This is a genomic window from Streptomyces hundungensis (genome assembly GCF_003627815.1).
GTDB lineage: Bacteria > Actinomycetota > Actinomycetes > Streptomycetales > Streptomycetaceae > Streptomyces > Streptomyces hundungensis_A.
This window is the reverse complement of the sequence record NZ_CP032698.1, coordinates 542656-564614: the sequence shown is the minus strand read 5'-3', so window position 1 is coordinate 564614 and position 21959 is coordinate 542656. Positions and strand designations below refer to the sequence as shown.

Below are 21959 nucleotides of genomic sequence, written 5' to 3'. Positions count from 1 at the left end.
GCGGTCAGACCGCGGGTACGGCCCGACGGCCGGAACTCACCGGGTAGTGCTGCGGGAACGGGGTGCCCGCGTAGTCGAGGGCGCGTTCACCGCCGGGTAGCGGACGCACACCGGGACGCAGCAGCACCCGTCGCACCAGCTCCGGCACGATCACCTGGGCGGCGTACTTCCCGAGGCAGTCATGGGCGCCGTACCCGAGGACGAGGTTGTGCGCAGGCGGGCGGCCGGGGCGGAACTCGCCGGGCGCGTCCAGCACCTCCTCGTCGAACATGGCGGACGCGAAGCAGGCCAGCACCACACTCTTGGCCGGGATCACCGTCTGTCGCGGCGTCCCGGCGGCCAGCACATGGTCGCGCAGGCACAGCCGGGGCGTGACGGGCACGAACGGGTGGAACCGCAGCGCCTCCCAGACATGGGCGTCGAAGCGCTCCGGGTCGCCCGCGCCCGCCGCCCGCTCGGCCTCGGCCAGCGCCTCGGGGCGCAGCGCGAGCTCCTTGAGCGCGGTGGCCGTGCACTGCGTGGCGTTCTGCTGATAACCCGTCAGATAGCCGGCCAGGTTGGCGTTGATCCGCTCGTCGTCGAAGCCGTACTCGGCGGGCAGCCGCATGCGTAGCATCCGGCCAAGGACGTCGGGGGACCCGTCGCCGCCGTCCTCGGACGCGGCCCGACGCCGGGAGATCACCTCGTCCACCCGCTCGTGCAGCTCGCGCCCGGCTGCCACCCCGGCCGCGTGGATCGCCGGGTCGCGGTCGGGATTGACGGCGAACGCCCACTGCATGCGGCGGGTGCAGGAATGCAGGGCCCCCTCGTCGACGCCGTCCAAGCCCAGGTAGGAGATGGCCACCTGGGCGGCGGCACGACGGGCGTACTCCTGGATCAGGTCGAAGGTGTCGCCCGCTTGGGCGAGAGCCTCGTCCAGGACGGCGTCGGCGACCCGCGCCGTCAGCTCGCGTACCCGGGGCGCGTCCTCGGCCGCCAGGAGCATCTGCCCGTATCCGCGCTCACGCCAGTGCAGGTCGGCGCCGTCCCGGGCGAGGACGAAGGGTGCACCGAGCACCTCCTCCAACACCGGCCCGAACACGCCGACGGTGAACGTCTCGGGCGCCGACAACACCTCCAGAACGTCTGGGTGCCGGGTGACGAACACTCCCACGGGGGTGCTGAACACCGGCCGGTGTGCCCGCAGTTCGGTGAACAGGGCTGCCTTGTCGGCTGCCATGCTCTTCCGCAGCAGGGCCACCCGCCGCGGGACGTCATCCTCCGGGAGCGCGTCGTACGCGGTGAGGAAGTCCATGACCGCCATTGACCCACCGGACGGCGGGCGTCGCACGTCGGGCAGGCATCCGGGGCAGTGTCACCGTGCGAACGAGCCGAGCCGGTGTGAGGATCGTGGCGCGGCCGGGCCCATCCACGCCAACCGGTCCTGGCGGCCGCCGGGATTCGAGCGCATCCTGGCGGGCGGGGCTCCATCCGGGCCCCCGCCGCGCGCAGTACTCGGTCTGCCGTCCGCCCTGCCGCCGCATCCCTTGCAGCGACCCGCCGCACGTTCGTCATATTCGTCGGAAAAGGAGGGCCCGGATGCTGTCCGCATGGGCCGGATCCCTGGTGCCCGTTTTCAGCGACACGACGGTGAGCGGTGTCGAGCACCTGAGCCGGGCCACGGACAGCGGGTGTGTCCTCGCCGCCAACCACACCTCGTTCTTCGACCCGGTTCTGCTGATCGGCACCCTGCACCGACTCGGCCTGCGGCCCGCCGTGCTGGCCACAGCCGGACTATGGCGGGTACCTCTGCTGTCACGGGCCCTCACCCGGGAGGGATACGTGCCGGTGCACAGGGGGAGCCGCCGCGCCGGGGACGCCCTGCACCACGCCGCCGAGGCACTCGCCGGGGGGCGCAGCGTACTCATCTACCCCGAAGGGGGCCTGCCCCGCCATCACACCTCCCACGACCGGCCGCCCGGCCCTCTCAAGACCGGTGTCGTCCGGCTCGCGCTGTCCATCGGTGCGCCCGTGATCCCGATCGGGCACGCGGGTGCCCGCAAGGTCGCTTCGGGGAGCCGGGCCAAGCAACTGGCGGGCTGGGCCACCGCGCCGGTGCGCCGGCCGCGCGTCCATGTGCACATCGGTCCGGGGCTTCGGCTCGACGCCTCGGACCAGCCGATGGAACAACTGGAGGCCGCACTCGGTGTCACCTGGTCCCGCGCGGTGCACGGGCTCCGGGGCGGGCTGCCGAGCGAAGACCCGGCCCCGCACGACCAGGGCTGATGAGGGGGCACCACCTTTCCCTCGTACGGGTGGTGCGGCTCCCGCCGCCTGAGCCGAACGAGTTGCGGTGTCCTCGCTGCCCCTGCCCCTGCCCGGACAATGACCCCATGCACCTCGTGACAGCACATGGCCCCGCGCGGCGCGCCCCCGTGGCCGTCACCGGACTGGGACTCGTCACCCCCGCTGGCATTGGCAGAGAGACTGCGTGGGCGGGCCTCAAGGCCGGACTGTCCACGGCGACCACCGACCCCGACCTCAGCGGATTGCCCGTGGCCTTCTCCTGCCAGGTGCCCGGCCTCGACGCGGCCGGTCTGCTCGGTCACCGACTCGCCCGACGCCTCGACCGCTTCACGATTTTCGCGCTGCTCGCCGCCCGGGAGGCGGTTTCCGACGCGGGCCTGATGCCCAACGGCTGGGACGGGGCCCGTATCGGCGTGGTGATGGGTGTCGGCATGGGTTCCATACAGAACTGGCAGGCCGAGTTCGACCGGCTCGGAGCCCACCTTCCCGAACGCCTCTCACCCCTGGCCCTTCCCCGCAGCCTGCCGAACATGGCCGCCGCAGAGATCGCCCTCGATCTCGGTGCGCAAGGGCCCAACCTGGTGGTCAGCGCCGCCTGTGCCTCCGGCGCCAGCGCGATCGGAATGGGACGTGACTGGCTGCTCTCCGGCAGCTGCGACGTGGTCCTGGCCGGCGGCAGCGAGTCGGCACGCCTGCGCATGACCGCAGCCTGCTTCGCCCAGATGCGCGCTCTCTCGCGCCGCGCGGACAGTCCCGCGACCGCCTCCCGCCCGTTCGACCGGGACCGCGACGGCTTCGTCCTCGGCGAGGGAGCGGCCGTCCTCGTCCTGGAACGCATCAAGGATGCCCGGGCGCGGCGCGCCCGCCCCCAAGCCTTGCTCGCGGGTTACGGAGCCTCCTGCGACGCCCACCACTTCACCGCCCCGCAGCCCGACGGCGACGCCGCCGCCAGGGCTATGCGCGCCGCTCTCTCGGACGCCGGCCTGACCCCGCAAGACATCGACCATGTCAACGCACACGGCACCGCCACCCCGCAAGGAGACGCAGCCGAGCACAACGCGCTGCACCAGGTCTTCCGGCGGCCTCCGCCCGTCACCGCCGTCAAAAGCACCATCGGACATGCCATCGGCGGCGCGGGTGCCATCGAAGCGGCGTGCACCGTGCTCACCCTGCAACACCAGCTGATTCCACCCACCGCCAACCTCGACACCCTCGATCCGACGCTGGACCTGGATGTGGTCGCCAAGGTGCCCCGCCCACTGCGAATGGAAGCCGCCGTCAGCAACTCCTTGGGCTTCGGTGGCCAGAACGCCGTACTCGCCTTCACGACGGCCCCCTGAGGGCGCCGCGCATTATGGCGTCCCGCCGTTTGCTCCTTGTGAACCGTGGCAGATCTGTGGACACCATACGAGGCCCGTCGACCTCCCCAGGCTTCCTGGCCTTACCGAAACGCCATCTGCCGTCGGGGGCCCGCTAGTTGGCGAGTCTTGGTGGCTTCCAGCCGCGATTGATGATCCTCGGTGTGATGGAGGGGGACATCGATCGCGGCCGGAAGGTGCCTTGACGGCAGGGGAGCGGGGTGGGTGGGTTACTTCTGTGTCGCGAGTTGCTTGAGGTCGACGGTCTGGTCGGCGGGGGGCTGCGGGGGATTGACGGGCTTGTTGTAGTCGGTGAAGAGGGTGGTCTCGGGGGAGGCGCCGGAGGTGGTGGCCTTGAGGATGAAGGGTTTGCCTTCGGTGGCGACGAACAGTGACTGGGTCTTGCCGTCCTTCTGCTTCGTCAGTTCCAGCGCCTTCTTGCCCTCGATGGTGGTGGAGTCGCCGCGGGACATCCCCTCACGCTCGGACTTGTCTTCGTCCATCGCCGCCAGCAGGCCCTGCTTGTCGCACAGCCCGGTCAGTTGGTCATCGTTGGCAGGCATGCGCACCCACTTGTCGGCGAGCTTCGGCACCGTCTTCTCTGCCTGCGGCTGCTGTTTGAGGCTGGCTTGCCAGTAGGCGGTGTTGCCCTTGAGGTAGAGCGTTGCGTCCTTGTGCCGGACGTCGGTTACTGCCTGGGCGTTGGTGACGGTGCCCTGACAGTTCTTCTGGCTGTCGACGGCGAGATCGATGGCCACCTTCTGCCCGCCGGACTGGGTGATATTGCCCTTGATGTGCATGGATTCGGCCTGGCGGGTGGCTTCGACCGCCTTCGCCGCGATCTGGTCGGCGCTCTGCCCCTTGAAGGCCTCGTCGTCGTCCCCGCCACAGGCGGTGGTTCCCGCCAGGCACAAGAACCCCAGGGTCGCCGCTGCTACAGACGTGCGTGTGCCGCGCATTCGCGAACACCCCTCCCGTTGACGGGCACCCGCGGGTGCCACGTGTGATGCGTGTGTGGCCCCAGCGGCCACCATGCACCTTCCGCTACCCCCGCAATCCACGGGATCACGCGGTGGCATTCATTCCGGATAAGGAATGCTGCAACGGTCGTTGCCTTGACTGGTGGCCAGTCCGGTCGTCGGGTCTGGCAGCTCCGAGGTCAGCACCGCGGCTTGCTCCGTCATGGCACCGGGCAGCCCGCATCGCTCTTCGAGGGACGGGGTGGCCCGCGGCGGCCAGGTACACGGCGCTGTAGTGATCGATGCGGACATGGCCTGTCGGCGCCCCAACCAGGGTCGCTGTAACCTCAGCGCTGCCCAAGACATCCTCGGCACGTGAGAGTAAGGCGTACGGCGCGAGCCGGCGCATTGGATAACGTGCTGCCACCCACCTAGCCGCCCGACGAGTTCGCCGACAGACCCTGCTGAGGAAAAGAACAGTGACTGCGATCGACATACGCTCCGATGCTGTTCCGGCCGAGATTCAACGGCTGCGCCGCCGACTGGAGCGCCTGATCGGCGTGGCTGCCACAGAAGGAAACGAACTCGTAGCGCTGCGCAACGGGGACGCGATCTTCCCGGCCATGCTGGAGGCCGTCCGAGGCGCCGAACACACCGTCGACATGATGACGTTCGTGTACTGGCGGGGGCAGATAGCCCGGGACTTCGCCGCCGCTCTCGCCGAGCGGGCCCGAGCCGGGGTACGCGTACGGCTGCTGTTGGACGGGTTCGGTGCCAAGGAGATCGAACAGCAACTACTGGACGAGATGGACGCCGCCGGCGTGCATGTCGCCTGGTTTCGCAAGCCGCTGTGGCTTTCCCCGCTCAAGCAGAACCACCGCTGTCACCGTAAAGCACTGATCGTCGACGAGCACACCGCCTTCACCGGCGGCGTCGGCATCGCCCAGGAATGGTGTGGCAATGCCCGCAACCCCGACGAGTGGCGCGACACCCACGTCAAAGTACGGGGACCAGCCGTGGACGGCATCGCGGCGGCCTTCGCGCAGAACTGGGCAGAATGTCACGACGACCTCTACGACGAGCGAGACCGTTTCATCGAACATGCCCAGCCCGGTACGTCGATCGTGCAGGTGGTACGGGGCTCCGCCAGCTTTGGCTGGCAGGACATGCAGACCCTCATGCGCGTCATGCTCACCTCCGCCGAGCGCCGCTTCCGCCTGGCCACCGCCTACTTCGCCCCGGACACCTACTTCGTCGACCTGCTCTGTGCGACTGCGCGCCGGGGAGTGACGGTCGAGATCGTGCTGCCCGGCCCGCACACCGATCAGCGCGCCTGCCAACTCGCCGGCCAGCACCACTACACGAAGCTACTGGAAGCCGGCATATCGATCTTCCAATACCAACCGACCATGATGCACGCCAAGATCATCACTGTGGACGGGGTGGCGTCCCTGATCGGGTCGACCAACTTCAACAGGCGCTCCATGGACCACGACGAGGAAGTCATGCTCGCCGTCCTCGACGAGGATTTCACCGCCGGCCTGGACCAGGACTTCGACGCCGACCTCGAACGCAGCACAGCCATCGACGAGGCCCGGTGGAAGCATCGCGCCGCACTGCAACGCGCACGGGAGGCCGCGGTCCTTCCCATCCGGCGGTTCCTGTAGGTCAACTGGTCCAGCAGAGGGGCGACTTCGTCGTGGTCCGCGGGCCGCAGTGCGGCGACGCGCTCGAGGGCGAGGTCATGACCGGCGAGGCCATCGTCGCCGTGCACGACCTCGCCCTGGCCCGGTGAAACAGCGGCCCAGACACCGATCTGGCCTGCCCGAAGCGGATCTTCTGCAATAAGCAACCCTTAGCCACACCTTGTGCACCGCGGGGAGTAGCTGCCCTCCCCTCGTGGGGGTGAATTGCTTTTCGCGAGCGGGGGAGTGCCCGTGTTTCGGCGGCTGCCTTGGGAAGACTGATCATGTTCGGGCGCCTGGTAACGCACTGATGTCCAGCGCAACCATCCCCAACACAGGGAGCAGTAGCATGATCCTTATTGTCGTCAAGTTCACCGTCCGGCCCGAGTACCGGGACGAGTGGCTGTCGCTGGTGGATGAATTCACGCGGGCCACACGTGATGAGCCAGGCAACCTCTTCTTCGAGTGGTCGGTCAGCGTGGACAACCCTCGCGAGTTCGTCCTCGTTGAGGGCTTCGCCGACCGCGAGGCGGGAGACGCACACGTCAACTCCCAGCACTTCCGCGCTGCCATGGACACCATGGCCGGTGCCATCGAGACCACTCCGCAGATCATCAGCACCGAGGCGCCCAACAAGGGTTGGAGTGCGATGGGTGAGCTGTCGCCGCGCTAGTCAGAGTTCACGCTGCGGCTCACCTCACCACCATCCTCAACCTGTATGGATACGGCGCGCAGGGCCAAGTACGTAACCGTTGATGGGTTGGTCAATTGATCGGACATTCCTGTCCGCTTAGTGATCACCGACGTAACTTGCCCGGATCGTGCACCGCCTGCGGCTTGCGTCACGAGATGCGTGGCAGATGTCGCAGTGTTCAGGCCTGTTTTGCGGACCGTCTTCACCAGAACCACCCCGGCCTGTCCACTGCACGGGCCGCCATCCTCGACTTGAACATGCGGGTACGACTCGTTGGCTTTGTGCACGGGAACGGGCTCTGGCCCACTTTGCGTGGTCGCGTAGGCAGGGTCATCCTGCCGGGCGCCACTCCATGAGGAGGTTGGGCCTTCCTGCGCCAGGCGTTGGAAGCCGGCCTTCTCCCAAGCGTGCACAGCCCGGAGGTTGGTTGATGCGGGATCGACGGTTACGCGCCGCCATCCACGTTCCGAACACAGATGTGTGACCAATGCATGAGCCGCATCCGGCCCCAGACCCCGGCCCCGGGCCCCAGAGGTCAGCACCAAGTCGATGCCGCCCTCGGTCGCATCAGAGTGCCAATACTGCGCGTAACCCACCGCTGTGCCCTGGGCGAGTACCAGGAAGGACTCCACCTGCGGGCGGCGCCGCCCCACATACTTCTCGGCGACCTCTTGCCGTGACAGCGGCACCCCACCCCAATGCTCTACGAAGTCGGAGTCTGCGAACCATGAGGCCAGCAAATCGAGATCGTTCTCGGTGGTCGGGACGAGGCGAGTCAGCGCACCATCGAGAGCGACGTGACTGGCCATCGGACAACCCCCATCAGAGATCCCACCCGCACGAGAAGATCAATAATCACCCGGCGTACGCGGCCACAACAAGCGGTCCATGGCGCATTCTCCCTTACGGAGACGACCCGTTACGCTTCTTCACCCGGAGAGCACCTACTTCCCTGTGTTTGACCAGTCGCCAGAGACGCGCTCGACGAAGCGCCAGGTTCTCGACCAGAGTCAGCACTCGACCGCTGCATGCTCGCGCGGCGGCCGATAACGCAGGCTTGATCCGCGACTGGAAGAGTGCGGCTTTGTCATCACCCGACATGGCACATGCTTCGCCCAAGCTCGAGATGACGAGATCGACGAAGTGCTTCTCACCCTGAACTAAAACCAGTGATCGATTGCCCCAGCAGGGGAGTGACGATCAGGCCAACCCTGGCTCCTTCACCTCCCGAGTGCCTCCGCGACTGCGGCAGAACCGAGCATCCGCAGCCTGATCACCACAGCTCACAGACGCGTTCCTGCTCCGTGAGATCCCGCAGACACCGCACTGGGGTGAAAGCCCTGGGTGAAAGCCGCTCGGGGCCCGGTGAGGGTGCCGTGGATGCTGATGCGGCGATCACGTGCGGTGTGCCTTCTCTGCCCTATACGTATAGCGGCTAGTTGGCGCGCAGGGAGGGGGGAGGGCTGCCCTCAACGCCGCAGTACCGTCTTCGTAAGTGGACCACTGGCAGCGGGGGAATGAGTCACCTTGAGTTCAGCTGGGAACTCAGTGGTAGTGGTTGGGCAACCTGCCACATCGCGTTTCGATCTTCAGCCAGTCGAAGTGAGGGGGGCTCCACCGCAGAGGCTTAGACGTTCAAGTCGCGATCTACCGGTTTCCCGACATGTCCACGGGCTTCGACGCGCCGGACCAGCCAGCCGCACTCTCGTGGACCTCCACTCAATCCCTCAGCCTTCGTGGGCACGTTGTCTTGGCGGCTGCTCGAGCGGCGGTCCGACTCCACGGGGAGGACGGGTACAGGGCGAAGTGGGTTCAGCACCCATTCCCCGTTGCTGCGCTGCACGACCTCCGTCGGCTGCACTTGCAGTACGACACATGCGAGCGCCAGCACGGCGGATTTTCCGCGTAGAGCTACGTCGGACGCAAGCGTGCTGCTCTGTGAACTGAGGGTTGGTCGGGAGCGGCTACGGAAGCCGGGGCCGTGTGCCCCCCCGGCCGCTCCCGGTGGCTTCGCCGGTGCCGGGCGTGAGCTGGGAGAGGCTGGGTCGGCCCAGGAATACGGGGGACTGCTTCAGTCTCTGGTGCTGGGCTTTGATCTGGGCGACCTTGTCTTTCGGGTTGTCGCGGATCTCTTCGAGGCAAGGCTTCTCGTCCGGGGTGACGATCAGGACCGGGCAACGGACGCAGGATTCTCGGAACTCTGGGGTCGGCGTCGAGGGAGTGCGGTGAACTGCCGCCCTAGATCAGGGCAGGTGCTGGCGTGTCTCGGCCCAGGCGCGCAGCTGATCTCGTTCGCGGCTGGGTTGCAGGTGGCCGACCAGCATTTCCAGATGAGCTGTCAGACTGCTGACCTCCGGCGGCCTATTCGCCGCCGGATGCCTTCTGCCACTGGACGGCGAAGAGGATGTGGACGCCGAGCATCCCGGCGCGGATCGCGGCGGGGAGTTCCGCGGCGAGGGTGAACAGGGCTGTGGGGCGGGCCCGTGGGGGGTGGATGATGATCTTGTGGAGCCGCTGGCCGATCTGACTGTCGCTGAGCGGGCGTCCCGGCTGGCCTCCGGGAATGAGCCAGGGGGCCAATATTCGGTGTGTCGACCGTGGCTTTGCCTCGTCAGTTAGCGATGAGTTCGCGGACCAGGGTGACCAGCGGCACGGGGAGGACGACCGGCGAAGTCCCGAAGGTGATCGCGACGGTCTCCCCGGTGATGTTGACGGCGTCCACGGCGAGTTGGCTGATGGTGGAGATCTTCTGTGCGTCGAGGATCATCAGCAGTCCGGCGATGCGATCCGCGGTGGGCAGGGCGTCGTGGTAGAGGAGGCGGCGTGCGTCGGCCCCAGCGTATGTCGCTGTCGATGGTGCCCTGCGGGCCCGTCCAGCGGGCGGTGCCGAAGGTGAGGCCATGGGCATGGCGGTGCGGCACGGACCAGCAGACGAGGTGCCCGGGTTTGAGCCCGGTGCCGCGGCTGGCGAAGCGGGCGAAGAGCCGTGCCCTACGGGCTCGAAGCGCGGCCAACCGCCCCCGCTACTTCCTACTTCTCCGCCGGCTGAAGAGCTCGCCGACCGTGCCCGACAGTCGCTCGCCACCCTCGGGCTGTACCCGACGGTCGTGGCCGGCGACGGCGAAGCCGGTTATCCCGCCCGCGGGCCGTACACCAGGATCATCTCCACAGCGGCCGTCCGGCAGGTCCCGCAAGCCTGGCTCGACCAGGCCGCACCCGACGCCGTGCTCGTCACCCCGCTCTACGGGCCCTTCGGCCACGACGCCCTGCTCCGCCTCGTCGCCGACGGACACGGAGGCGGCGAGGCCGCCTTGTCACCGGCGTCGCCTTCATGAAGATGCGCGGACAGCGCCGTACGGAGCGGTCATTCGCTGACCTCGGCTGGCCGGCGGTGGAGGGGCCGTGGCCGGCGTACGCCGATGTCGACTACCAGGTCAGCGTTCACGACAGCCACCAGAGGATCCGTATCTGCCGTGACGCATCGGCACATTGAGAGGGCGAACTTCTCACGACTGCCAGAACCATGGGTGATTGTGACGTAGGAGCGCGATGTCCCCGTGTTGACTGGGGGTGGACGATGGTGGTCCTGTTGGCTCAGCCGCCCAGTCGCTCGAACCGCATCGGACGGATGGAGGCGCGCTGTTCACGTCAAGCGCGCGGGGCCCGCCTTCTCCTTTACGTCTCGGATGCTGAGGCGCCTGTACCAGACCTGCGAGTCGGCTACTCGGTCCCGGCTCCTGGGGGCAAACCGGGGTAGACCCTCTGCCAGCGGGGTCCGAAGGCCGGTGGGAGTCGGCGCCAGGTGCAGCCGGGGCTGGGGACGAAGTCGATCGCGGCCGGCACCTCGCGGTCGAACACCCCCTCGCCGACCACAAAAGCTGGAAACAGCTCCAGGGCTGGACCCACCCCCCCGCGACCGCCTCCCCGACACCTACCGCGCCACGATGGCCGTGTCTCCGACCACACAGCCACCATCTGAAGGCAGCCGTGAGCAAGGCCAACACACCTCACCCGCTAGCACGCACCGATTCGTTGGAGAACCACCGCGGGCTCGGACCCGGACCCGTCCGACACACGTGCTATGTGGCGCCGCCGTGCGGCACGGTGGGCGGAAACGGCGCAGTAGCAGGTAGGGGATTCCCAAGTGTGCGGCTCGGTGTGAGCGTGGCGGGGCATAGCATCACGGCATGCCTTCCCCCATAGCCCGCCGCTACTGGCTGGCCACCGTCCTGGTGGTAGCGCTGATCGCGTTCAGCTACTACGCGCTGCGGCCGGTCCGGGAAGCTTGCGCGCTCACCTCCGGAGCGTACGGCTCCACCTACAGCCCAAACAGCGCCCAAGCCTCCGGCGGTGGCGGCCGGTGCGGCGAAGAGCGGACGCGCTTCATGACCTGGCTCGAGGGGTAAGCGCCCCCGAAGTGCTTCAGGAGGTCGGCCGGGCCGTAAAGGAACGGCTTGGTGCTGACCGCTTCGCCGTCCCCAAGTCCCGCGAGTGGGCCTATGGTTGGCCGATGCGCGCACACCCTATTGACCGCCCCGCCGATCTCGACGTCGTACGTGAGTCCTACGACCGGGTAGCCGACAACTACGCCGACATGGTCGTGACGACTGGAATCGGCGACATCCGCAGGGATCCGTGGCTCAAGGCGTCGATCGACGCCTTCGCCGACACCGTGCGCGGCCTCGGGCCCGTCCTCGACGTCGGCTGCGGGCCCGGAACAGTTACCGCCTACCTCGCCGAACGCGGACTCGACGTGTCCGGGGTGGATCTCTCTCCCCGCATGATCGAGAACGCGCGCCGCCTCCATCCGGAGTGCCGTTTCGCTGTCGCTTCCGCCACCGAGCTCGATCTCGGCGAAGCATCCTTGGGCGGCGTGCTCGGGTGGTGGTCGCTGTTCAACCTCCCCCGTGACGTCCTTCCCCAGGTCCTCGCCCTGTTCGCGCACGCGTTGAAACCGGGCGGACACCTCATCACCGCAACGCACGTAGGCGACGAGGACGCGGTGCGCACCGAGGCCTACGGAGGCGTACCCGTCCGCTGGACGACCCATAAGTGGCGGCCGGAACAACTCGTCAACCTGATCGAGCAGGCCGGCCTGAACCCGGTCGCCGAATTGCGGCTCCCTCCGACGGAGTACAGCGGCCCCGGCCTGGTCGTCATGGCCAAACGTCCCGAATAACGATCACGCGTTGAAGTAGCGCAGGTCCTTCGGCCGGGATGGCAAGTCCTCATGCCTACCCGCCGCAATCGGCGACGAGTTCACTACGCCGCGCCGGACTCGCCGGACGTGGCGACGCCGCCCCGGCTACCGGGGAGTTACACACCGAACGGTGGCCGGACGGTGCGGACTCGGTCTCCCAATTCGCGAGTTCGCGGGTTCGCGAGAGGCAATACGGTTCGTACGACCGTCCGCGTGGCACACCGCGTTGCGCACCGAGGGGCCCGACCGGGGCGTGGGCCATGGAGCGAAGGCCGTTGAGCGGGAGCGGTGGCGCCAGTACGTTCGAAGGCCCCGGATCGTTTTCTCGCCGACGTGGAGGAACAGTGCTCAAAGGCATGACGGCCGTCGTCACGGGCGGATCCCGCGGGATCGGCCGGGCAATTGTTGAACGCCTGTGCCGTGACGGGGCGAACGTAGTGTTCAACTACGCCACGAGTAAGGAAGCCGCGGCCGATGTGGTGCGCGCCGTTGAGGCGGTCGGTGGCAGCGTCCGGGCGGTGTGCCTTGATCTGAAGAACCCGGACGCGCCGGAGCGGCTGATGGAAGCCGCGCAGGCGCATCTCGGCGGTCTGGACATCCTGGTCAACAACGCGGCTATGGCCTTCAGCCCGGTCCCGCTCGCCGAGACCGAGGTGGAGGTGTTCGACAGCGTGATGGCGATCAACACCAGATCGGTCTTCCTGACGATGCGTTACGCAGCCCGGCAGATGCGCGATGGCGGGCGGATCGTGAACATCTCCACCATGAACACCGTGCGTCCCGTGCCTGGTATTGGGCCGTACGCCGCCAGCAAAGGCGCGATCGAGCAACTGACCGCGGTCGCCGCCCGGGAGCTCGGGCCCCGGGGCATCACGGTCAACGTCGTCTCTCCCGGCGCGACGGACACGGACATGCTCCGTGGCGCCAATCCCGCAGAGGCGCTTCGAGCAGTCGCCGGCATGACACCTCTCGGCCGCCTCGGGGAGGCATCCGACGTCGCCGCTGTCGTCGCGTTCCTCACGGGTCCGGACGGCAGGTGGATCACCGGCCAGAACCTGCGGGCGACGGGCGGACTGGCCTGACTCCGCAGGCCCTCCACAAACGAATGCTGGAAGCCGCACGCCCCGGCGGCGCGGCGGCTGAGCTGCCGCCAGCTGAGGTCGAGCAGCGGGCTCTCCCGCAATTCCAGGACTTTGCCAACCCCGCGGGGTGTCGCCGTGCGGCAGGCTAAGCAGGCTAAGAGCTGTCCCGTAAAGGCCGGTTGACGTCCAGGTCAGGTGCTGAGCTGGATGCTCACGAGACCCCGAGGCGGGGCTGTGACAGTCTGCGGACATGCCAGAGCTGCGCGTCCACGCGGGTCGTCACTATGCCGTCCAGTTCCACTACAAGGTGAGGCTGTGCATACGCAAGGACCGGCACATGCGGCGCATATCTGTTGACCGCGGTCCGGGGGCGTTCGGGGTCGAGTCGCCACACGTTGATGAGTCGGCACCCTCGCCCAGCTCAACGCAGTGTTTGAGCGGTGGGAGGAGGCGGACAACGCACGTGGATCCCGTCCCGTCCGCGCACAATCGGCTAGGAGCTGTCCGGTCGATCATGTGACTACTCCGCGCCTGTGTCGTTGATGTGGACATGGGGCGGGGCGATTTGACGGATGCCGAGTGGGAACGGCTGCGACCGTTCCTTCCGGTCAGCAACAGGCGTTGTGGCAGGTGGCGGGACCATCGGCAGGTGATCGACGGGATTCTGCACCGGGTGCGGACCGGCGTTCAGTGGCGTGACCTGCCTGAACGGTTCGGCCCGTGGAAGACGGTCTATGAACGCCACCGCATGTGGTCGGCCGACGGAACCTGGGAACGCTTGCTCCAGCAGGTCCAGGCCGAGGCCGATGCGGTCGGAGAGATCGACTGGGACATCTCGGTTGACTCCACCATCGTGCGGGCGCATCAGCACGCCGCTGGCGCCCGCACCGAACCACCGCCGGCTCCCGCCTCAAAGGGGGACGCAGCGGCAGAACACCAGGGCGAAACGCCGTGGCAGAGCCTCGTCGCCCGCCTGGTGGAGGTGGTGCAGGAGGTGAGGGCCTGGGCCGCTCGCGGGGCGGGTTCACCACCAAGCTCCACCTGAGCGCAGACGGCCGCTGCCGCCCGCTTTCCCTCATCGTCACACCGGGACAGCGGGCGGACTGCACGCAGTTCAAGCCCGTGTTGGAGAAGATTCGCGTCCCGCGGATCGGGTCGGGCAGGCCGCGCAGGAAGCCTGACAGCCTCGCGGCGGACAAGGGTTACAGCAACGGCCCGTGCCGCGAGTACCTGCGGCGCCGGGGCATCCGGCACACGATTCCGGAGAAGACCGACAGCCAGGCCGCCCGCCTGCGCAAAGGGTCATGCGGCGGACGGCCACCTGGCTTTGATGAAGAACGGTACAAGAAACGCAACACCGTCGAACGGGCGATCAACCGGCTCAAGCACGCCAGAGCCGTGGCCACCCGCTACGACAAGCGCGGCTACGTCTTCCTCGGAACCGCAACCGCAGCAGCCCTCGTCATCTGGCTCCGAACATGAGTGCCCGGGCGAGACCTACGGTGTGTTCCTGCCCTTGCCGTTCCCACCGGCGAGCTGGCCAACCATCATGACTACGAGGCCAACCAGGAGAATCACGCCACCGATCAGCGTCCCTGTCGGTCGCGTGCCGGAGTCGCTGATCACCAGTCCGAACACCAGCTGCCAGCACAGCGCGAAGGCCACCACGAGCTGCCCCCAGCCGTAGAGCTGGGGAGCACGGACATGGCGCCGGTTCATGGGGAGCACCCATCCACGGGAAACGGCAGCAATGCCGGAGGCAGCGATGAGCAACGCCATCAGCACAAGAGGTATGGCGAGGTACAGCTTCACGGTCGCTCCCTGCAGGGTCGGGCCCACGCCCGACGCCAGCGTGATCATGACACCCCTCGCATGGCAGGTCCATCCCCTTGAGGAGCTCTGTGATCGACCGGACAGCTCCTAGTACTTCACGGCTGAGCAGTCGCTGCTGGCGCCGCTGCCGGATGAGCCGTTCGCGACGGGCCGACTCTTCACCCTGGGGGCCGACCGTTACAGCCAGATCAGCGTCCGGACCAACCGTTACTCGGTGCAGGTACGGCTGATCGGTCGGAGTGTCCGCGCGATGCTACACGCGTCTCACCTGGTCGTTTACGACGGCCGGGAGGAGGTCGCCCGCCACGAGCGACTGATCGCCAAGCCTGCCGGTTGAGGTGCTGGTGCTGGGGCGGATGCGCTCGAACCGTGTCATGCGCCGACCGACGCCCACGCAGTAGGAGTACGCCGAGGCGTATCCCCGCGGCGGGCGGCCGCCGAAGCACGGCAAGAAGTTCCGCTTCGCCAAGCCCGAGTCCTGGGGGCGAGCCGAACGCGGCGACTGTCCAGGTCGCCGACCGCTACGGCACCGCACGCGCGATGGCGCGGGACCGCATCCACCCCCGGCTAACCACCCGCTCCACCTGGATCGGCCACGACGGCGAACTCCCCATTATCGAGGGGCATTGGTCAACCCTCAGCACGACCGGCTGCCTGGCGGCGGAAACCCGCTGCCGCTATGGCTGTGGTCCTCCGCCACCGCAATGACTGCCACCGCCATCGATCTGCGCTGGCAGGCGTCCCTTCGGAGGTTCGACCTGGAACACACGTTCCGCATGATCAAGCAGACACTCGGCTGGACCCACCCGAAGCTCCGCACCCCGGAAGCGGCAGACCGCTGGATGTGGCTGATCATCGTCGCGCACACCCGGCTCGGTCTCGCCCGGCCGCTCGCCGAGGACATCCGCCGGCCTTGGGAGCGACCGATGAACCGAACAGGCTCACCCCCGCCCCGGGCCGCCGGGGATTCAGAAACCTCCGCGCCGCCTTGCCTTGTCCGGCCCGTGCGCCGAAACCATCACGGATGGGTCCCGGCAGGCCGCTCGGCTCGAAGAACCAGCGGCCTGCCACCGACTACGACGTGGGTAACACCGTCCGCCGCCCCGAAACCATCAGTGAACGCGACCGGATCAGACCGTAAGGGGCAATCACACAATCCTCGCGACATCCGAAAAGGAGATGTCGATCCTGTTCGCGTCGCCGAAGATGTCCACCGTCAATTCGACACGGCCCCGAACATGGTCAATACCCACGACAGGGCTCGTGAAGTCTGTGAACGGTCCCCTTGTAATCCGCACCTCAGTCCCGATCTCGATGTCCGTCTCGTGCATCACACCAGCCCCCTTTGCGCTACTACTTCGATCAGTCATCGCTGACAGTAGCGAACCTACCCTTGGGCGGAACGGGACCCGAACGGCCCCGGCCGGCTCGGGATGCGATAGTTGGTTAAAGGTCAAGCTGAGCCTGAGAATGAACCTCAGGTCAGCACTTGATGTTCGTTATGGCCGCAAAGCTTCTGATCAGCGGGGGCTCGTCGTGCTGTGATCGGCCGCTACCAGGTTGTGAGGTATCTGCTGATGCGCCACCCGCCACGTAAGGGTTCCGGAACTCACCTGCCCCCTGGTTGAGTCGGTCTGTTCTCAGGACCGAGATGAAGCGCGGCCCGCCGCGGCAGACGCCGGCGCTTCTGCTGGGCGGCTCCAAAGCCGAATAACTCTCCCGTGTCCTCGCTGCCTTCTGCTCTGGGGGGTGGCGCGAGCGTCGGTGTAGGCCTCCCAGACTCCCAGACGGCGTCCGAGTCACCGGTCAGCCGCTCACAAGCCCTAGATGCTACGAAACCGAAGTGCTCATCGAAGATGACGTTCTGGTCCCCGCGGGCCGCCGTGATGCGTACCGCAGGATGCTCTGCGAGCGGGCCGGGACAGTCATCCACCTGCTCGTATCATTCACCTCCGAGCCCCATCAGGCCCGCCATGCAATCGCCGAATTCCGCAGTACGGGCAGTCGACCTCGTACTCCCCCGTCTGTAGACCCGCCAGGCAGCGATCCCAGACCTCAACGCTTTCGAGGAGAGAAGGAGATTGGCGCAGGTTCACGTACTCCTCGGCCTCGGCCGCCCGATTTGGGTGGCGATCGGTGAGGCGGTGCAGAACCGCGATTGGGGCCGAGCGGACCGTGCGAGGGCTGTCCGGCTCCGACAGTCCGGGCGAACACGCAGGGATCGCAGCATCGGCGGTCAGCAACACTGAAGCCAAATTTGCCGACCGCAGGCGCTCGCGATCTCGGCCAGCTGGAAGAGCTGGAACAACGCCCGCGGCGGCCCGAGCTGGCGTACGGCGGTTACTGAGGTTGAACTCGTGGTGTCGTAGGGGCTGACTACTTGTCGCCCGTGCGGTATCACCGGGGCATGCGGTATCCACAAGGGGGCGGGCTGACGGCCGAACGGCAGCAGTTTCGCGAGGAGTTACGGCTCAAGGCGGCCGAGAGGTTCGCGCAGGGCGAGGCGAGCTCGGTGATCGCCAAGGACCTGAGGGTCAGCGTCCGCTCGGTGCAGCGATGGCGACAGCTGTGGGACGAGGGCGGTCCGCGGGCTCTGCGGTCACAGGGGCCGGCTTCACTGCCGAGGCTGAGTGAGAAGCAGTTCGCCCAGTTGGAGGCGGAGCTGGCCAAGGGGCCGGCCGCGCACGGCTGGGAGGATCAACGCTGGACTCTGAGCCGTGTGAAGACGGTGATCGGCAGGCGCTTCCACCTGACCTACACCGTCCAGGGCGTGCGCAAGCTGCTGGTGCGCAACGGCTGGTCCTGCCAGGTGCCGGCCCGCCGGGCGATTGAGCGGGACGACGAGGCGGTGGCCGGGTGGGTCAAGGAGGTGTGGCCCTGCGCGGAAGACTCGCGGCGGCCCGTGGAGCCTGGCTCGTCTTCGAGGACGAGGCCGGTTTCTCCATGACGCCGCCGCAGGCCAGGACCTGGTCGCAGCGCGGCCGGACTCCGGTGGTGCGGGTGCGGGGCCGATCCCGCAGACGGATATCCATCGCGGCGCTGACCTGCTACAAACCCGGACACCGGTCCCGGCTGATCTACCGGCCGCGCCGGGACGACGGCCGACGCGACGGACGCAAGAGCTTCTCCTGGCGCGACTACCGCGACCTGCTCATCGCAGCCCACCAGCAGCTCGGCGGCCCGATCGTGCTCGTCTGGGACAACCTCAACGTCCACAAGGCCGCCGGACTGCGGGAGTTCGCCGAAGCCCGGGACTGGCTGACCATCTACTACCTGCCGCCCTACGCGCCCGATCTCAACCCTGTCGAAGGGATCTGGTCCCTTCTGCGGCGCGGCTGGCTCTCCAACGTCGCCTTCAGCACCCCCGAACACCTCGTCCAGCGCATCCGACGCGGCTTACGGCACATCCAGTACCGCAGCGAGCTCATCGACGGCTGCCTCGCCGAGACCGGCCTGAGCATCAGACCCACCTGAGCAACGACACGACACCACGAGTTCAACCTCAGTAGCTCGGAGGTGGCAGAGGTTCACTGGGAGTGTCACCAGGCGTTGACGAAGCTGGGATTGGCGCCTTCGCCGTTCCTACCAGCGGTGGCACCTGCACCGCGCTGAGAAGCGGCGTGAGGAGTGTGCGCGCGGTGGCCCTCATCTCGTCGACGGCTTCCTCGCCGGCGAGCCCTGGACGAAGAGGGAAGGGGAGGAGCCACCACCCGTCGCTCCGGGGCGCAGGGTCGACCGCGTTGGTCGGTGGATGGGACAGTTCGTGGAAGCAGCCGTCGGACAGGGCGTGCATGTGCAGGTAAACCTGGTATAAGCGGTCCAACGGGAGCCGCGCCTCGGCGACTTCGAAGCCCACGCGCAGAGGTGACCGGCAGCCCTCAAGGCCCCAGTAGGTGGTGGGCTCCAGGCAAACGGCGAATCCCGACCCGGCCGCGCGGAATCGCTGGCCATACCAGTCCCAGAGCTCCAAGGACGGCAGCACCGCGTTCTTGCTGGGCGTATGCCAGTGCGGGGCGTGGGCGGTGCCCAGTTCCTCGGCGACGATCCGGCTCAGTACCCGTGTTGTGTGCAGTGCCTTGGCGAACGTGGCCCCCAGGCCGCCCGAGGTCAGCTCCTCCGTTGTCCAGTCCAGCAACTCGTCCTCGAACTTCGCCACGAGTCCCTCCAGTTGGTGCAGGTCCGAGGTCATCGGCCCGTCGAATTCGGGTACGGCGTCGCCGAGTTCGGTGAGCAGGTACCGCCAGGACGTAACGCCCATCCGGCGACCCTCGGCCAGCGTCAGCCACATGTCCCCGGCCCGGCCTGCCCGCCATTCTTCGCCCGGGGAGGACTGACCAGCCCTTGTGGTCCGGGCGGCCAATTCGGCAAGGAGGCGGGGGATACGCGGGGCTGGACACACGAACAGGATCGAGCCGCCCTTCTCCAGTGCTCTTACGTATTCGACCGGTTGATGGGGAGTCAAGGGCGCACCAAGCTTCCCTTCGATCGACAGCCACGTTCTGCTGCCGACCCGCCCGGCGATGTCCACACGACCACTGGGCTCCGTGCCGGATGCCTCGCTGGTGAACTTGATCCAGTCCCGCACATCGTCGGGCACCGAATCCGTCGCGAGGAGTGCGATCACCGCCTCACGCGCGGCTGGGTGTCGGGTCAGTACGAAATGCAGGGCTTCGGTGAGCAGCGTCTCCGGGTGCGGCACTTTGAACCGTGCAGCCAGATGCGCCAGTACGGACGTGTTCATGGAAGCCTCCCCCCGGGCAGTTCTGGCCGCACGATAGCCCGGTCAGAACCGGAATGGAGCGAATCTCGCCCCATCGCCTCGCTCACCCCCCCCGACGCCTGACGCTTGCAGGAGGCGAGTTGGTGTAGGGGGAGGCGGCAGGCCTGGGGTGCTGGCTCTCGGCGGCCTGAAAGGGCTGCCTCGGCCAGCTGGTCGGAACGGTGGACCTCGCGGTTGCGCAGCCAGGCCTTCAGCCAATGCGGCCGATCCGGGGAGGGCGGCCGGCGTTTGGTAGCCGGTCAGCAGGACGAGTGGTCCGACGTCGGTCACGTCGAGCGCACGCTCCAGGCGCGGGGAGAGGCGTGCGAGCTGGGCGCGGAGCCGTCTGAGGGTGCGGGTGCGGTCGGCGACCAGGTCTATGCCACGACCGGTGAGGATCTTGAGATCGGTGACGGTCTCGCTGCCGGTGCGTAAAGGGTGCAGGTCGCTGCGGATGCGGGCCTGGTCAGCGATGAGGGCGGCGTCCTTGGCGTGGGTCTTTCTTTCCTCGCCGCGGTAACCCTCGGAGGCGAGCGTCTCACGTACCAGAGATCACCCAGGCGGCCTGGGCCGATTCCGCCTACGCGGACCAGCCTGTGAACTGGGCCGAGGACACTTCCCTCACATCACTCTCAAGACCGTCTCCCGCCCCAAAGGGCCAAGGGTTTGTCGTCCTCTCACGCCGCTGGCACATCGAACGCGCATAGGGATGGATCGCGAACGCCGTCGTAAGGCGAGGGACTACGAGGGGCTTCCCGGGCACAGTGAAGCGCACCTGAACTGGTCACTCATCACCCTCATGACCAAGCGGCTGACCCGCAGGCGGTCCATCTGTGAGAAGAAAACGACCCCGTGCTTCACCGCAGTACAACGTCGATGTCATGGTCGGCGAAGATCTCTAAGAGCACTTCGTAAAAGGCCCCGGCCCCGGTGTCCCTGCCTGGGCCTTGGTTGTTGACCAGCCGTGACGTCGCTATTCCTGAGGTCTGCCACTCCAGTGTGAACGGAGGTCTGGCACCGAAGCCTCCTCTGAGACAGTCGTCCACGGCAGCGAGATTCCGACCGAAGTACCCGCCGGGCCCGTTGATGGCCTCGCCCAGCGCACAGTAGAAGCTGGCCGCATCAACGACCTGCCGGCCGTCCAAGGTGAACACCTGCCCTGGTGCGGCATCCTCCGGGCGTTCGCGGCGCTGGTACTGCCGTGACGACAGAGCCACGGACAACCAGGCTTTCTGCCCTTCCGCGTCGAGAGAGTGCCACAATCCCTTCCGGTTTAGTCGCCCAGCTCGAACTGCATCCCACACCCCTGCCGAACCAGGAAGAAGCTCCTCGCACCACAGACGCACAGTGACATCGAGAAGACCCTCCCCGCGCTGTGACGGCTCGGCCGCGGTCGCGGTGACATTGCTCACGAAGTACGAACCCATCTCCACGCCTTCAGCGTCGAGGAAGGTCAGGTGCGCGCTACCGGCAGATGCGCGGCGGCCACCGAGATGACCGAGGCAGGTCAGGAGTGTTCCTTGAGGTGAGCATCCCAGGAGTGCGACTTGACGAAGACCGTCCTCACTCGGAATGAACAATCCCCTTGCCTCCTCCGCGAAGCCCCAGAAGTCGCTCTCTTCCTCGTCGCTCGTCAAGGCGTACTTGCGCCCTTCTCCTGCGCTGCCCCCTACGCCCACCACACCTCCTGATCAGCTGAAAGCCTACAGAGCGGTCCATCAGAGCGGTCCATCAGGCAGTGTCGACCAACCGACAGACAGCTCGGATCCGGTTCGAAAACACTCACTATCGGACGCCCGAGTGCGCGGACGATCCAGTCGGTACCGCGCCATATCCTGACGTTGGGTCCAGCGGCCATCCACGATCCTCGGGTGCAGTAGGCCCGCTTTCTCGACGGTGGCGACGGGCTCGGCGGAAGCACATGCCCCGTGACCTGGGAGAAAACCCTACTCATGGTGGCCGTGACGGGGCTCGTTGAAATCGGCTGCGGCGGATATTTCGTGACGGTCACCGCGCCATCCAACACAAGACTGGCCGCCGCGTAGGGTCAGCGCCATGGCCGACAGGTTCGATGTAGCTGAGGCACTGGCTGGTGGGTGCCCG

The 21959-nt window shown here is 67.3% G+C and carries 20 protein-coding genes and 2 pseudogenes; 12 read left to right on the top strand and 10 right to left on the bottom strand.

Annotated elements, in window-relative coordinates:
- Positions 1–4: 4 nt before the first annotated feature.
- Positions 5–1294 carry a cytochrome P450 gene (locus DWB77_RS02640; RefSeq protein ID WP_162952375.1) on the bottom strand — a complete coding sequence of 430 codons (1290 nt, stop codon included), beginning with the start codon at positions 1292–1294 and terminating at the stop codon, positions 5–7.
- A 284-nt stretch (positions 1295–1578) separates the two neighbouring features.
- On the opposite strand from DWB77_RS02640, the gene DWB77_RS02635 reads away from it, so the two are divergent.
- A complete protein-coding gene (locus DWB77_RS02635) occupies positions 1579–2265 on the top strand; it encodes a lysophospholipid acyltransferase family protein (protein WP_120719685.1) in 687 nt (228 codons plus the stop codon).
- A gap of 107 nt (positions 2266–2372) precedes the next feature.
- Positions 2373–3626 carry a beta-ketoacyl-[acyl-carrier-protein] synthase family protein gene (locus DWB77_RS02630; RefSeq protein WP_120719684.1) on the top strand — a complete coding sequence of 418 codons (1254 nt, stop codon included), beginning with the start codon at positions 2373–2375 and terminating at the stop codon, positions 3624–3626.
- Positions 3627–3874: 248 nt separating this feature from the next.
- Here DWB77_RS02630 and DWB77_RS02625 read toward each other — a convergent pair whose 3' ends face one another.
- Complete coding sequence (locus tag DWB77_RS02625) at positions 3875–4603, bottom strand: hypothetical protein (protein WP_120719683.1); 729 nt, start codon at positions 4601–4603, stop codon at positions 3875–3877.
- Positions 4604–5082: 479 nt separating this feature from the next.
- On the opposite strand from DWB77_RS02625, the gene DWB77_RS02620 reads away from it, so the two are divergent.
- Both DWB77_RS02620 and DWB77_RS02615 read left to right on the top strand, forming a co-directional pair.
- Positions 5083–6270 (top strand): phospholipase D-like domain-containing protein, encoded by a 1188-nt coding sequence (locus DWB77_RS02620; protein ID WP_120719682.1) that lies wholly within the window; start codon positions 5083–5085, stop codon positions 6268–6270.
- A 367-nt stretch (positions 6271–6637) separates the two neighbouring features.
- Positions 6638–6961: a putative quinol monooxygenase gene (locus tag DWB77_RS02615; protein WP_120719681.1), complete on the top strand. Its 324-nt coding sequence runs from the start codon at positions 6638–6640 to the stop codon at positions 6959–6961.
- 351 nt (positions 6962–7312) lie between these two features.
- Here the strand turns inward: DWB77_RS02615 and DWB77_RS38675 are convergent.
- From DWB77_RS38675 to DWB77_RS38360, 3 genes and pseudogenes are all read right to left on the bottom strand, one after another.
- Positions 7313–7791: pseudogene (locus DWB77_RS38675) on the bottom strand (GNAT family N-acetyltransferase).
- 1552 nt (positions 7792–9343) lie between these two features.
- Positions 9344–9562, bottom strand: coding sequence for a hypothetical protein (locus DWB77_RS38365; protein WP_216826816.1), 219 nt, complete (start codon positions 9560–9562; stop codon positions 9344–9346).
- A gap of 31 nt (positions 9563–9593) precedes the next feature.
- Positions 9594–9884: a hypothetical protein gene (locus DWB77_RS38360; protein ID WP_216826815.1), complete on the bottom strand. Its 291-nt coding sequence runs from the start codon at positions 9882–9884 to the stop codon at positions 9594–9596.
- Between DWB77_RS38360 and DWB77_RS39215 the strand changes: the two genes are divergently transcribed.
- From DWB77_RS39215 to DWB77_RS02565, 5 genes are all read left to right on the top strand, one after another.
- Positions 9883–10317: a hypothetical protein gene (locus DWB77_RS39215; RefSeq protein WP_120727270.1), complete on the top strand. Its 435-nt coding sequence runs from the start codon at positions 9883–9885 to the stop codon at positions 10315–10317. The two genes, DWB77_RS38360 and DWB77_RS39215, sit on opposite strands and share 2 nt — an antisense overlap.
- Before the next feature lie 852 nt (positions 10318–11169).
- Positions 11170–11388, top strand: a complete 219-nt coding sequence (locus DWB77_RS02580; protein ID WP_120719678.1) for a hypothetical protein — start codon at positions 11170–11172, stop codon at positions 11386–11388.
- 104 nt (positions 11389–11492) lie between these two features.
- On the top strand, positions 11493–12161 hold the full coding sequence (locus tag DWB77_RS02575; protein ID WP_120719677.1) for a class I SAM-dependent methyltransferase: 669 nt from the start codon (positions 11493–11495) through the stop codon (positions 12159–12161).
- Positions 12162–12538: 377 nt separating this feature from the next.
- Positions 12539–13264, top strand: coding sequence for an SDR family oxidoreductase (locus DWB77_RS02570; RefSeq protein WP_174248504.1), 726 nt, complete (start codon positions 12539–12541; stop codon positions 13262–13264).
- Positions 13265–13814: 550 nt separating this feature from the next.
- A protein-coding gene (locus DWB77_RS02565; protein WP_428985093.1) for an IS5 family transposase occupies positions 13815–14746 on the top strand; the annotation gives its coding sequence in 2 pieces (ribosomal slippage) (positions 13815–14192 and positions 14195–14746; 930 coding nt in all).
- Between the two features lie 15 nt (positions 14747–14761).
- Here DWB77_RS02565 and DWB77_RS02560 read toward each other — a convergent pair.
- Positions 14762–15124: a hypothetical protein gene (locus DWB77_RS02560; protein ID WP_246033332.1), complete on the bottom strand. Its 363-nt coding sequence runs from the start codon at positions 15122–15124 to the stop codon at positions 14762–14764.
- 85 nt (positions 15125–15209) lie between these two features.
- Here DWB77_RS02560 and DWB77_RS39595 point away from each other — a divergent pair, with 85 nt between their 5' ends.
- On the top strand, positions 15210–15434 hold the full coding sequence (locus tag DWB77_RS39595; RefSeq protein WP_428985184.1) for a Mu transposase domain-containing protein: 225 nt from the start codon (positions 15210–15212) through the stop codon (positions 15432–15434).
- Positions 15421–16238 (top strand): annotated as a pseudogene (locus DWB77_RS38660) (transposase); the annotation flags it as partial. The gene DWB77_RS39595 and the pseudogene DWB77_RS38660, both read left to right, overlap by 14 nt.
- Positions 16239–16245: 7 nt before the next feature.
- Here DWB77_RS38660 and nusG read toward each other — a convergent pair.
- Positions 16246–16428, bottom strand: coding sequence for a transcription termination/antitermination protein NusG (gene nusG / locus DWB77_RS02545; protein ID WP_162952372.1), 183 nt, complete (start codon positions 16426–16428; stop codon positions 16246–16248).
- 1076 nt (positions 16429–17504) lie between these two features.
- Here nusG and DWB77_RS39590 point away from each other — a divergent pair.
- Positions 17505–18571, top strand: a protein-coding gene (locus tag DWB77_RS39590) for an IS630 family transposase (RefSeq protein WP_428985090.1) whose coding sequence is annotated in 2 segments (ribosomal slippage) — positions 17505–17948 and positions 17951–18571 — 1065 coding nt in all. Because the reading frame shifts where the segments join, the coding sequence is not laid out codon by codon here.
- 28 nt (positions 18572–18599) lie between these two features.
- Here DWB77_RS39590 and DWB77_RS02530 read toward each other — a convergent pair.
- The 3 genes from DWB77_RS02530 to DWB77_RS02520 form a co-directional block, all read right to left on the bottom strand.
- Positions 18600–19838, bottom strand: a complete 1239-nt coding sequence (locus DWB77_RS02530; protein WP_120719674.1) for a hypothetical protein — start codon at positions 19836–19838, stop codon at positions 18600–18602.
- A 42-nt stretch (positions 19839–19880) separates the two neighbouring features.
- Complete coding sequence (locus DWB77_RS02525) at positions 19881–20330, bottom strand: IS110 family transposase (protein WP_246033804.1); 450 nt, start codon at positions 20328–20330, stop codon at positions 19881–19883.
- A gap of 383 nt (positions 20331–20713) precedes the next feature.
- Positions 20714–21493, bottom strand: coding sequence for a barstar family protein (locus DWB77_RS02520; protein ID WP_246033371.1), 780 nt, complete (start codon positions 21491–21493; stop codon positions 20714–20716).
- Between the last annotated feature and the right edge of the window lie 466 nt (positions 21494–21959).

Excerpts from the sequence above, each read along its gene's own strand:
- DWB77_RS02630 (WP_120719684.1), top strand. The coding sequence starts at position 2,373 with ATGCACCTCGTGACAGCACATGGCCCCGCGCGGCGCGCCCCCGTGGCC.
- nusG (WP_162952372.1), bottom strand. The coding sequence starts at position 16,428 with ATGCACGAGACGGACATCGAGATCGGGACTGAGGTGCGGATTACAAGG.
- DWB77_RS02570 (WP_174248504.1), top strand. The coding sequence starts at position 12,539 with ATGACGGCCGTCGTCACGGGCGGATCCCGCGGGATCGGCCGGGCAATT.
- DWB77_RS02575 (WP_120719677.1), top strand. The coding sequence starts at position 11,493 with ATGCGCGCACACCCTATTGACCGCCCCGCCGATCTCGACGTCGTACGT.
- DWB77_RS02635 (WP_120719685.1), top strand. The coding sequence starts at position 1,579 with ATGCTGTCCGCATGGGCCGGATCCCTGGTGCCCGTTTTCAGCGACACG.
- DWB77_RS02580 (WP_120719678.1), top strand. The coding sequence starts at position 11,170 with ATGCCTTCCCCCATAGCCCGCCGCTACTGGCTGGCCACCGTCCTGGTG.
- DWB77_RS02615 (WP_120719681.1), top strand. The coding sequence starts at position 6,638 with ATGATCCTTATTGTCGTCAAGTTCACCGTCCGGCCCGAGTACCGGGAC.
- DWB77_RS02530 (WP_120719674.1), bottom strand. The coding sequence starts at position 19,838 with ATGAACACGTCCGTACTGGCGCATCTGGCTGCACGGTTCAAAGTGCCG.
- DWB77_RS38360 (WP_216826815.1), bottom strand. The coding sequence starts at position 9,884 with ATGGCCTCACCTTCGGCACCGCCCGCTGGACGGGCCCGCAGGGCACCA.
- DWB77_RS02640 (WP_162952375.1), bottom strand. The coding sequence starts at position 1,294 with ATGGACTTCCTCACCGCGTACGACGCGCTCCCGGAGGATGACGTCCCG.
- DWB77_RS02625 (WP_120719683.1), bottom strand. The coding sequence starts at position 4,603 with ATGCGCGGCACACGCACGTCTGTAGCAGCGGCGACCCTGGGGTTCTTG.
- DWB77_RS39215 (WP_120727270.1), top strand. The coding sequence starts at position 9,883 with ATGGGCATGGCGGTGCGGCACGGACCAGCAGACGAGGTGCCCGGGTTT.
- DWB77_RS02560 (WP_246033332.1), bottom strand. The coding sequence starts at position 15,124 with ATGATCACGCTGGCGTCGGGCGTGGGCCCGACCCTGCAGGGAGCGACC.